The organism is Novosphingobium sp. TCA1, from assembly GCF_009811895.1.
In the GTDB taxonomy this organism is placed as follows: domain Bacteria; phylum Pseudomonadota; class Alphaproteobacteria; order Sphingomonadales; family Sphingomonadaceae; genus Novosphingobium; species Novosphingobium panipatense_A.
Map to the genome: position 1 here is coordinate 655462 of NZ_BLJH01000001.1, position 11618 is coordinate 667079.

An 11618-nucleotide genomic window follows, 5' to 3' on the forward strand; every position below is an offset into this window, starting at 1 on the left:
GGAGCGCAGACAGGAGCCGGGCTTGAACGACTTTGCCGAATGGGTAGCGCCGATCGCCACCATGCTGGCCGCGATCATGACGGCCTCCAACCTGGGCGCGCGGCTCACCGGCTTCGGTTTCATCGTCTTCACCATCGGCTCGATCGCCTGGACCATCGTGGGCCTGACCTCCGGGGAGACGAGCCTGATCGTCGCCAACGGCTTCCTGACCCTCGTGAACGCGTTCGGCGTATGGCGGTGGCTGGGCAGACAAAGCACTTACGAGCAAGGCGGTCGCTCGGCAGAACGGGCCAGCCGCCGCTCCTCGGCGCCCTCGCTGTTCGGCGCGAACGGAATTGCCGGAATGCCGGTCGCGGATTGCCACGGCAAGCATTTGGGCAAGGCGGTGGAAGCCCTGCTGGAATGCCGCAGCGGGAAAATCCGGCACCTCGTGATTGCCAGTTCCAGCGACGCCGGATTGGAGGAAGACTTGCGCGCGGTCCCAGCCTCGCAAGTCTGCTTCGAACGAGACAAGGCACGGCTGCGCATCCCGGCTGACGTCTTCGACCGGATCACACCGCTCGACGGCAGCGACTGGTCGGAGCTCGGCTACGGAAAGTAAGGCGTTCCCAAACCTGCATTTCCCCAAATAGTCACGAAATAATCAATAAATTATCAAGCATTGTCGATGAAATCGTAATATTCTCGAAGACAAGCCCGCAAGATGGCTTGCCGATGGAGAGTATGGATGCAGCACGATACGGCACGCGACGCCGAGACGTCAGCCGGCAGCCCCATCAACGCCAATAAAGCACTATGGGAAAAAGGCGATTTCACGCGCCTTGCCGCTACGATGCGGGAAAGCGGCGATGAACTCGTCGCCTGGATCGCGCCGCAGCCGGGCATGGAGGTGCTCGACCTCGGCTGCGGTGACGGCACGACCGCCGTTCCCGCCGCTCGCCGGGGCGCGCATGTGCTCGGCGTCGATATCGCCGCCAATCTCGTGGCCGCAGGCAATGCCCGGGCCCGCGAGGAAGGCCTCGCCGAGCTGCAATTCGTGGAAGGGGATGCCTCCGCCCTGACCGGTATCGAGGATGCCCGTTTCGATCTGGTGGTCAGCATCTTCGGCGCCATGTTCGCACCGCGCCCGAACGACGTTGCGGCGGAAATGGTCCGGGTCTGCCGTCCGGGCGGCCGTATCGTCATGGGCAACTGGATCGCGGGCGATCCGACGCTGGTGGCACAAGTCTTGAAGATCAGCGCCGCCTTTCTGCCGCCCCCGCCCGAAGGCTTCGTCAGCCCGGTAAGCTGGGGACAGGAGGAGACGGTCCTGGCGCGTTTCGGCGCCGCGGGCATCCCCCCCGAGCGGATTCGGTGCGAGCGCGCCAGCTACACGTTCCGTTCTCCCGGCCCTGCCCGTGACTTCCTGAGCGTGTTCCGCGACTATTACGGCCCCACCATGAACGCTTTCGAGGCCGCCGAGAAGAACGGGAAACGCCGCGAACTCGAGGAACAGCTGGAAGCCCTGTTCGAAGCCCAGAACGAGGGCGGCGCGGACATGACGGTGATCCCCGCCACCTATCTGCGGGTCACCGTAGAGCGATAAGGCAAGCAACCGAGGATGTACCACTGGGAACCGCTTGATCGCGGATGAATTTCCCCGCATGCGGGAAGTTCCGCAAGATCCCGCGTTCTTCTTTCCTGGCAGGCACATGCATTCACCTTACACGCAGGCGGCCCCTGCCCAGCAAACGCTCGACGGTCGAGGCGGCATTGTCCCGGGCGGACGGCGATTCGGGGCGGGGCTGGCGAAACCGGGGCTGGACCCGAAGACCACGTTCGGCCTCGCGGTCGCCATCCTGTTCTTCCTGGCCAGCGGAACCGTGGCATATTTCAACGTGCGCGTCCTGCGGGACGATGCCCAGAAGATCGTCCATTCCCACCAGGTCATCGTCGCCATGAACGGCCTGCTTTCCGCCGTGCAGGATGCCGAGACCGGGCAGCGCGGCTTCCTGCTGACGGGGCGGGAGAGCTATCTCGATCCTTATCGCAGCGCGCTGACGGAAGTGGGCGGCCAGTTCGCCAGCATCGCCCGGCTTACCGGCGACAATCCCGAGCAGCAGGGCCGCCTGCAGCCGCTGCGCCGTCATATCGACGCAAAGCTGGCGGAACTTCGCGAAACCATCGAGGCGCGCAAGAGCGGCGGCCTGGAAGCCGCGCTACTGCTGGTCGCCTCGGATCGCGGCAAGATCGAAATGGATGCGATCCGCGCCCAGCTCGGCCTGATGCAGCAGGAAGAAGCGAGGCTGCGGGAGGAACGGCTTGCGGAAATGGAGCAGGCCTACCGGTCGGCCTGGGCAAGCGGTGTGGCCTCCTGCCTGCTGGGCATCGCGCTGACGCTGGTGATCGGCTTCCTGATCCGCCGCGCCGCGATCGCCGCCGGGCACCGCCAATGGCTCCAGTCCGGGCAAGTCGCACTGGCATCGGCGGTACTGGGCGACCAGCCGGTGGAGCAGCTTGGCGAGAATATCCTCGCCTTCCTGGTGAAGTTCGTGGGCGCGCAGGCGGGCGCGGTATTTTCCGGGGACGGCCATCACTTCCGCCGGATCGCCTCCTACGGCGTGCCCGCCGACGCCGGAATCGTCGAGCGCTTTTCGCTGCGCGAAGGTCTGCTCGGCCAAGTGGCCGCGGACGGTGCGCCGGTCCTGCTGGCCGACATTCCCGACAGCTACCTGACCATCGGCTCCACGTTCGGCAGCGACAAGCCGCGCCATCTGCTGATCGCCCCTGCCCTTGCCGACGAAGTTGTCCACGGCGTCATCGAACTCGGCTTCCTGCAACCGGTGGACGAACATGTCCTGGCCTTCCTGGCCGAAATCTCGAACGCCATGGGCGTCGCCCTGCGCTCGGCCCGCTACCGCGCCGATTTGCAGCATCATGCCGAGGAACTGCAGGTCCAGAGCGAGGAACTGCGTGTCTCCAATGAGGAACTGGAAGAACAGGGCCGCGCGCTCAAGGAATCGCAGGTCCGATTGGAACACCAGCAGGTCGAACTGGAGCAGACCAACTCCCAGCTTGAGGAGCAGGCCCAGCAGCTGGAACACCAGCGCGACGACCTGGCCCGTTCGAACGCGGCGGTGGAACTGAAGGCACAGGAACTGGAGCAGGCCAGCCGCTACAAGTCCGACTTCCTCGCCAACATGAGCCACGAACTGCGCACGCCGCTCAATTCGCTGCTGATCCTTTCGAAGCTGCTGGGCGACAACCCCCAGGCCAACCTTTCCAGCGAACAGGTGCAATATGCGCGCACCATCGAGACTTCGGGCAACGACCTGCTGGCGCTGATCAACGACATTCTCGACCTTTCCAAGATCGAGGCCGGGCACTTGCAGATCCGCCCCGAAACCGTTCTGCTGGAACGGCTTGCAAGCGATATGCGGCCGGTCTTCCAGCCGGTCGCGCGGGAACGTGGGCTCTCATTCGAGATCCGCGTCGCGCCGGGCTGCGCCGCCACGCTCGATACCGACCGTCAGCGCCTGGAGCAGATCCTCAAGAACCTGCTCTCCAATGCCTTCAAGTTCACCGAGACCGGCAGCGTAAGACTGGAAATCGAACCCGACGGCGCGGAAGACGGCGCTTTGCTGTTTTCCGTGACCGACACTGGGATCGGCATTCCCGAGGACCAGCAGCAGGCCATTTTCGAGGCCTTCCGGCAGGCCGACGGCACGGTGAACCGCAAGTATGGCGGCACGGGCCTTGGCCTCTCGATCTCGCGCGAACTGGCCCGCCTGTTGGGCGGTACGATTTCTCTCGCCAGCGTGCCGGGACAGGGCAGCCGTTTCACGCTGCGCCTGCCGCTCGCCTGCGATCCCGGTCTGACCGGTTCCGCGCAAATCCAGCCGAACGGCTTCGCGCCTCGCCCGGCACCGATTGCGCCCCCTGCACCGATGGCGCCCGAACCGGCCACTTTGCAGCGACAGGTCGAGGACGATCGTGACACGGCCGCCCTGGCCCAGCGCGTCCTGCTGGTGGTGGAGGACGATTCCGCCTTCGCGGGCATCGTACGGGACATGGCGCGGGAAATGGGCTTCCAGTGCCTCGTCGCCGGAACTGCGGATGAAGCGCTCCAACTTGCCCGCAGCTTCCGCCCGCATGCCGTCGTGCTCGATATCGGATTGCCCGACCAGTCCGGCCTCGCCCTGCTCGACCGGCTGAAGCGCGACGTCGAAACGCGCCATATCCCGGTCCATGTCGTCTCGGGCGCCGATCACACCCAGACCGCGCTCTCGCTCGGCGCCATCGGCTATCTCATGAAGCCGGTAAAGCGCGAGGACCTTTCAGGCGTATTGGAAACGCTGGCGGCGCGTCTGGATTCCTCCACGCGCCGAGTGCTGATCGTGGAGGACGATCCCGTCCAGCGTGACGCGGTGACGCGCCTGCTGACCTCGGGCGAGGTGGAGACCGTCGCCGCCGCCACTGCCGCCGAATGCCTCGAACTGCTGGCCAGCCAGACTTTCGACTGCATGGTACTGGACCTTGCCCTGCCGGATGCCAGCGGCTTCACCCTGCTCGAAACCCTCAGCCGGGAGGGCGCCTATGCCTTCCCGCCGGTGATCGTCTATACCGGGCACGACCTCACCCCCGACGACGAGCAGCGCCTGCGCCGCTATTCGGATTCGATCATCATCAAGGGCGCGCGCTCGCCCGAACGACTGCTCGACGAAGTGTCGCTGTTCCTGCACCAGGTCGTCACCGAACTGCCGCCCGAGCAGCAGACCATGATCCAGCAGGCGCGCAATCGCGATGCTATCCTGGAGGGCCGCCGCATCCTCGTGGTGGAGGACGACGTGCGCAACGTCTATTCGCTTACCAATATCCTCGAACCGCAAGGCGCGGTGGTGGAGATCGCCCGCAACGGGCAGGAAGCGATCGACGCGCTGGACCGCTCCGCCGGGGACGCGGGCAAACGGATCGACCTGGTGCTCATGGACGTGATGATGCCGGTGAAGGACGGCCTCACCGCCACGCGCGAGATCCGCCGGGATCCGCGCTGGACGAAGCTGCCGATCATCACGCTCACCGCCAAGGCCATGCCCGACGACCAGGAACGCTGCCTGGAGGCCGGGGCGAACGACTACATGTCGAAACCGCTGGACGTGGACAAGCTGCTCTCGCTCGTCCGCGTCTGGATGCCGCGTTGATGCCCTGTGCTGACGGAGGGCCGCTGATGGAAGAGGAGAAGATCGAGGACATCGAGATCCGCCTCCTGCTGGAGGCGCTCTACCGCCGCTACCATTACGACTTTCGCGGCTATGCGCAGGCCTCGCTGAAACGCCGCCTGCGGCAGGCCCGCGATCAGCTGGGTCTGGCGACTTTCTCCGCGCTCCAGGACCGCATGCTGCGCGATCCCGGCACCGTCACGCGCCTGCTCGGCTTCCTGACCGTACAGGTCAGCGAACTGTTTCGCGACCCGGCCTACTTTCGCGCCATTCGCGAAAAGGTCGTGCCGCATCTTCGCACTTACCCCTCGCTCAAGATCTGGATCGCCGGATGCAGCACCGGTGAGGAACTCTATTCGCTGGTCATCCTGTTCCGCGAGGAAGGCCTGGAAGAGCGCACGCTGTTCTACGCGACCGACATCAACCAGGACGCACTCGATGCCGCCGCGCGCGGGATCTACCCGCTGGACCGGATCCGCACCTTTACCGAGAACCACCAGCTCTCGGGCGGAAAGTCCTCGCTGTCGGATTACTATTCCACCGCCTATGGCCATGCCGCCTTCGACAAGAGCCTGCGCGAACGGGTGGTCTTTTCCGATCACAGCCTGGTCACCGATGCAGTCTTCGCCGAGATGCACATGATCTCCTGCCGCAATGTCATGATCTACTTCGACCGTGCCTTGCAGGACCGCGCCGTCGGCCTGTTCCGGGATTCGCTGGCGCGTAAGGGCTTTCTGGGACTTGGTACGCGCGAAAGCCTGCGCTTCTCGCAACATGCCGATGCCTTCACCGATTTCGCGCGCGAGGAGAAAATCTACCAGAGGCGCGACCCTTGATTACGCCTGCGCCCGATCGTGCAGTGGTGCTGGGCGCTTCCGCCGGGGCAGTTCAGGCGCTCTCGCGGTTACTCCCCGCCCTGCCGCGCGACTACCCGCTGCCGGTACTGGTGGTCGTCCACGTCCCCCCGCAGCGACGCAATGTCCTTGCCGAACTTTTCGCCGCGAAATGCCGACTGGCAGTGCGGGAGCCCGACGACAAGGAGCCGATCGCGCCGGGCACAATCCTCTTCGCACCGCCCGATTACCACATGCTCGTCGAAGCCGACCGCACCGTCTCGCTTTCGGTGGAGGGGCCGGTGCAGTTCTCCCGCCCCTCCATCGACGTGCTGTTCGAAACCGCCGCGGATGCTTATGGAACGGGGCTGACTGCCGCCGTGCTGACGGGCGCCAACCATGACGGCGCCGAAGGCCTTCGGGCCGTGGCCGAGGCCGGAGGCACCGCCCTGGTCGAAGACCCGGCGAGCGCTGCCTACCCGGTCATGCCGCTCGCCGCGCTGGCCCTAGTTCCCTCCGCCAAAATCCTGCCCCTCGAAGCCCTGGCGCGGCGGCTGCTGGACGCTGCGGGATAAGGCGATCTTCTATGGGCTCTATTCCGCGCTAAGACGTGTCCACTTGGTGTCCGAGGCGCTGTTGGTTATCGTGCTTTCGACAAATGCCATCGTCCGTATCCCGGCTTCCACAGACGGAAATGCATCCCCCATGCCCGGCACTTCGGCATCAGCTCGAATAGCGGCGGCAAAAGCGCGGTAGAGGTTCGCGAAGGCCTCGATATAGCCTTCCGGGTGTCCAGCGGGCGTGCGCAGTCGGTTCAAGGTGGAATCGGCCAGCCCCGGCCCGCCAGCCCGCACGGTTTCCATCGGCCTGTCCAGCCAGCGCAGCACCAGGCTGTTGGGCTCCATCTGCGACCACTCCAGCCCGCCTCGCTCGCCATGGATACGCAGTTTCAGGCCGTTCTCGTCTCCAGCCGCGACCTGGCTGGCCTTGAGCAAGCCGCGCGCACCACGCTCAAGGCGGAGCAGCACACTGACATCGTCGTCCAGCCTGCGGCCGGGAACATGGGTCGTCAGGTCGGCGCAAAGTTCCTGCACGCGAAGTCCCGAGACATGTTCCGCAAGGTGAAAGGCATGCGTGCCGATGTCGCCAAGGCAACCGCCAAGCCCGGCGCGGGCAGGATCGGTCCGCCATTCCGCCTGCTTGTTGCCGTCCCGGTCGATCGGTTGGCTGAGCCAGCCTTGCGCGTATTCGACCTGGACCAGCCGGATTTTCCCGAAATCGCCGCGTGCCACGCGCGTCCGGGCCTCCTCCACCAGGGGGTATCCGCTGTAGGTGAAGGCAAGCCCGAAGTGTCGGCCGGAACGCGCCGCGGCCTGCGCGATCGCCCGGGCTTCTTCCATGTTCAGCGCCATGGGCTTTTCGCAGAAGACATGGAAACCCGCGTCGAGTGCGGCGATCGCCATCGGCGCGTGAAGATGATTGGGTGTGACGATCGATACCGCGTCCACCCGCTCTCCTTCAGGCAGAGCCGACTCCGCTGCAAGCAGGGCGTCCAGCGAGGCGTAAACACGATCCGGTGCGATTCCCAGCATTTCTCCTGAACGGCGATTGCGTTCGGGATCGCTGCTGAAGGCACCGGCCACCAGGCGCCAGTCGCCATCCAGAGCCGCCGCCGCGCGGTGGATCGCCCCGATGAAGGCGCCCTCGCCGCCTCCGACCATGGCGAGACGCAAAGTCCCTGTCATCACCCTCTCCTTTTTTTCGTTCGCGATAAGCCGCTTATTTCAGGCCTTGATCAGATATGATTTACCGGTAAACGTATGACAACAAGAAACGACAATAAGAATTGAAACGGAGAGTCGAGGATGCGCATGACAGCAAGCCTCTGCCTGAAACCGATCGTTGCTGCGGCGGCGTTGCTCACTGTACCCGCGATGGCGCAAACGGCACCTCCGGCCTTCAATGCCTGCCGCGCGTGCCACAGTGTCGACAAGGGCGGAAAGAACGGCATCGGCCCCAACCTGAACGGCGTCGCGGGCAGGCAAGCCGCCTCGGCCCCGGGCTTCAACTATTCACCGGCGCTCAAGGGCACCAAGCTGCGCTGGGATGACCAGAGCCTGGACACGTTCCTGGCGGCACCGGCCAAGAAGGTGCCCGGCACTCGCATGCCCATCGGCACGCCGGATCCGGCCAAGCGCGCGGCGATCATCACTTATCTCAAGAGCCTAAAATGACGGAAAACAAAGCCATGCGCGGTCCGGCGATCTTCCTGGCGCAGTTCATGGGCGATGCCGCACCGTTCGACACCCTCGACAATGCCGCAAGGTGGATGGCCGAAGCGGGGTACAAGGGCATTCAGGTGCCCAGCAACGATCCGCGCTGCATGGATCTTGCTCTGGCCGCGGAAAGCCAGGACTATTGCGACGAACTCGCCGGGCGCTGCCGCGAGGCAGGCGTGGAAATCACGGAACTCTCCACCCACCTGCAAGGCCAGCTGGTCGCGGTTCACCCCGCCTACGATGCCGCCTTCGACAATTTCGCGCCGGCCGAACTGCGCGGGAAACCCGCAGAACGACAGGCCTGGGCGGTTGATCAGCTGAAACTCGCCGCCAAGGCCAGTCGGCGACTGGGGCTGAACGCCCATGCGACGTTTTCCGGCGCTCTGGCCTGGCCGTTCATCTACCCCTGGCCGCAGCGTCCGGCGGGGCTGGTGGAGGAGGCCTTCGCGGAACTGGGTCGTCGCTGGCGGCCGATCCTCGATGCCTTCGAGGAAGAAGGTGTCGATCTCTGCTACGAACTCCATCCGGGCGAGGACCTTCACGACGGATTGACCTTCGAGCGCTTTCTCGATGCCGTCGGCGGCCATCGGCGGGCCAATATCCTCTACGATCCCAGCCACTTCGTGCTTCAGGCGATGGACTATCTCCAGTTCATCGACATCTATCATGACCGCATCAGGATGTTCCACGTCAAGGATGCGGAGTTCAATCCCACCGGGCGGGCGGGCGTCTACGGCGGTTATGCCGATTGGGTCGATCGACCTGGCCGGTTCCGCTCGCTGGGTGACGGCCAGGTCGATTTCACCGGCATCTTCTCGCGCCTGACCCAGTATGGTTACGCGGGCTGGGCCGTGCTGGAATGGGAATGCTGCCTGAAGCATCCCGAGGACGGCGCCCGCGAAGGCGCCCCCTTCATCGAGGCGCATATGATCCGCCGCCCGGAACGGGCGTTCGACGATTTCGCGGGAGGCGGCGATCCCGCCGACAATCGCCGCTGGCTGGGACTGGCCTGACAGCAAGGCCAAAGACGCAAGACTGGCATGAACCCCGACAACAGATATCACGCGGGGCGATAGGGGAGAGAAGCGGGCATGACGGGCATAAACCGGCAAAGGCTGTTCTGGCTGAGCGTCCTGGCGCTCTTCACGGCGTCCATGAGCGCATCCTTGCGTGCCGCCGTGGCGAGCAGTCTCAAGGCAGAGTGGATCGACCCCATAGCCCCGATCGCGGCGGGTGAGATGATCGGGGCGGCGCTCGGCTCGGCGTTTCTCGGCTTTTCGATCACCGTCTTCGTGGTCAGCGCGGTGCTGGACCGGATCGGCATCCGCCGCGTCCTGATCGGCTGCGGCGTGGCATTCCTGATCGGCACGACCCTGATCGTCGGCGCGGGGCTCTTCGCCAAAGGCATGGCCGTCTACCATCTGGTCTGGCTGGGCATGCTGCTGAGCGGCATCGGCTGGGGCTTCGCCGAAGCCTCGATCAATCCGCTGACGGCGCGGCTCTATCCAGAGGACACCACGCATCGCTTGAACGTGCTCCACGCCTGGTATCCGGGCGGGCTGATCGTCGGCGGACTCGCGGGCGTGTTCCTGGCGCCGCTGCTGCCCTGGCAGGCGATCATGGCGCTGGTCTACCTCCCCGCCATCTTCGTCATCCTGATCGGCGCGACGACCCGCTTCCCGGAGCCTCCCGCTGCCGCCGGTAGCCGGGCGATGAAGGACATGATGCTGGAAGTGGTCCGCCGCCCCAGCTTCTTCGTCTGGTTCGGCGCGATGTTCCTGACCGCGTCCTCGGAACTCGCACCGGGGCAGTGGATCGACGTTGCGCTCAGCAACCGCGTCGGCATGCGCGGTATCCTGCTGCTGGTCTATGTCAGCGCGCTGATGTTCGTGTTCCGCCATTTCGCCGGACGGATCGCCGGGCGCCTCTCCAATCCGGGGCTGCTCTGGGTATCGAGCCTGCTCGCCGCGATCGGGCTGTTCCTGCTGTCGCAGGCGCAGTCGCCGGTTTCCGCGATCCTCGCCTCGACGGTCTGGGGCCTCGGCGTCTGCGCCATGTGGCCGACGATGCTGGCCTCGGTCGCCGAGCGCTATCCGCGCGGCGACTCCTGGGCGCTTGGACTCGTGGGATCTGCGGGTGCGCTCGCAAGCTTCTTCGTCCTGCCGCGCCTAGGCGAGATGTTCGACCGGGCCAAAGTGGAGATCGCGGGCGGTCCCGAAGCCTTCACCCGCCTGAGCGGAGAGGCGCTGCGCGCGGTGGAAGACGCCGCCGCATCGCAGTCCTTCGCACGGCTGACGTTCGTGCCGCTGGTGCTTCTCGTCGTGTTCGGCGCCGTCTGGCTTGCCGAACGGCGCTCCGGCCGCCCGAGTGCCCCCGTCGCGGAGGGCGCGGCATGAGCCTGACCCGTCGCGCTTTGATTGCCACCGGCCTTGCCGCAACCGCCGCCCCCGCGCTCTCGGCAGCCACCGGAAAGGGCAGCTCGAATGCCGCGCATTTCTCGCTCGGCTATGCCCCGCATGAGGGCAGCTTCGCCAGCCGTGGCGGCCTGCTCGAACAGATCGCCTTCGCCGCAGATCAGGGCTTCCGCGCCTGGGAAGACAACGACGCGCGCAAGCGGCCCGTCAACGAGCAGGAAGCCATGGCCCGCGCCCTGTCGCAGCGGGGCATGACAATGGGGGTCTTCGTCGCCAGCATTCCGAAATGGTCGGATTTCCGGCCCCTGCTCGGCGGCAATGACGACACCGATCGGGAGGCTTTCCTGGCCGATATCCGCACCTCGATCGAGGTCGCGCAACGGCTCGATGCAAAGCACATGACGGTCGTGACCGGCTTCATGGATCGCAAGGTGCCCGAAGCGATCCAGACCGGCCGGATCATCGACTGCATGCGCCGCGCCGGAGATATCGTCGCGCCGCACGGCCTGACTTTGGTAATGGAGCCGCTCAACACCCGGACCAACCACCCGGGCGTGTTCATGCAGTCGATCGCGCAGGGCTATGCCGTGGCGTGCGGTGCCGACAGCCCCGGCGTCAAGATCCTGGCGGACCTCTATCATGAGCAGATCCAGTCGGGGAACCTGATCCCGACGCTCGAGGCCTGCTGGGCGGATATCGGCTATATCCAGTTCGGCGACAATCCCGGCCGCAAGGAACCGGGCACCGGCGAGATCAACTATGCGAACATCGTGCGCTGGCTGCGCGCCCGAGGCTATGCCGGAGTGATCGGCATGGAGCACGGCAATTCACTGGCCGGGCGCGAAGGAGAGGAGCGGCTGATCGCCGCCTATCGGGCCATCGACAGAACATAGG

General features: G+C 65.4%; 10 protein-coding genes. 9 read left to right on the forward strand and 1 reads right to left on the reverse strand.

The window, feature by feature from the left end:
• Positions 1–22 precede the first annotated feature (22 nt).
• The 5 genes from NTCA1_RS03060 to NTCA1_RS03080 all read left to right on the forward strand — a co-directional run bounded on the left by NTCA1_RS03060 (position 23) and on the right by NTCA1_RS03080 (position 6606).
• Positions 23–601 (forward strand): PRC-barrel domain-containing protein, encoded by a 579-nt coding sequence (locus tag NTCA1_RS03060; RefSeq protein ID WP_236549061.1) that lies wholly within the window; start codon positions 23–25, stop codon positions 599–601.
• A gap of 126 nt (positions 602–727) precedes the next feature.
• Positions 728–1585, forward strand: coding sequence for a class I SAM-dependent methyltransferase (locus tag NTCA1_RS03065; RefSeq protein WP_159828118.1), 858 nt, complete (start codon positions 728–730; stop codon positions 1583–1585).
• 106 nt (positions 1586–1691) lie between these two features.
• Positions 1692–5180, forward strand: a complete 3489-nt coding sequence (locus NTCA1_RS03070) for a response regulator (protein WP_159828121.1) — start codon at positions 1692–1694, stop codon at positions 5178–5180.
• A gap of 26 nt (positions 5181–5206) precedes the next feature.
• A complete protein-coding gene (locus tag NTCA1_RS03075; protein ID WP_086491031.1) occupies positions 5207–6034 on the forward strand; it encodes a protein-glutamate O-methyltransferase CheR in 828 nt (275 codons plus the stop codon).
• Positions 6031–6606, forward strand: a complete 576-nt coding sequence (locus NTCA1_RS03080; protein WP_306439268.1) for a chemotaxis protein CheB — start codon at positions 6031–6033, stop codon at positions 6604–6606. The genes NTCA1_RS03075 and NTCA1_RS03080 overlap by 4 nt, the downstream gene beginning before the upstream one ends.
• Positions 6607–6624: 18 nt before the next feature.
• Here the strand turns inward: NTCA1_RS03080 and NTCA1_RS03085 are convergent, their stop codons facing one another.
• Positions 6625–7776 carry a Gfo/Idh/MocA family protein gene (locus tag NTCA1_RS03085; RefSeq protein ID WP_201282397.1) on the reverse strand — a complete coding sequence of 384 codons (1152 nt, stop codon included), beginning with the start codon at positions 7774–7776 and terminating at the stop codon, positions 6625–6627.
• Between the two features lie 120 nt (positions 7777–7896).
• On the opposite strand from NTCA1_RS03085, the gene NTCA1_RS03090 reads away from it, so the two are divergent.
• From NTCA1_RS03090 to NTCA1_RS03105, 4 genes are all read left to right on the forward strand, one after another.
• Entirely contained in the window at positions 7897–8265 is a 369-nt protein-coding gene (locus NTCA1_RS03090) for a cytochrome c family protein (RefSeq protein ID WP_374705154.1), read from the forward strand.
• Positions 8262–9323, forward strand: coding sequence for a sugar phosphate isomerase/epimerase (locus NTCA1_RS03095; RefSeq protein ID WP_086491029.1), 1062 nt, complete (start codon positions 8262–8264; stop codon positions 9321–9323). Before NTCA1_RS03090 ends, NTCA1_RS03095 begins: the two co-directional genes overlap by 4 nt.
• A gap of 78 nt (positions 9324–9401) precedes the next feature.
• Positions 9402–10706, forward strand: a complete 1305-nt coding sequence (locus tag NTCA1_RS03100; RefSeq protein ID WP_159828124.1) for a sugar MFS transporter — start codon at positions 9402–9404, stop codon at positions 10704–10706.
• The gene (locus tag NTCA1_RS03105) at positions 10703–11617 is read left to right on the forward strand and encodes a hydroxypyruvate isomerase family protein (protein WP_159828127.1); all 915 of its coding nucleotides are present in this window, start codon (positions 10703–10705) and stop codon (positions 11615–11617) included. Before NTCA1_RS03100 ends, NTCA1_RS03105 begins: the two co-directional genes overlap by 4 nt.
• The last annotated feature ends 1 nt before the right edge of the window (position 11618 follow it).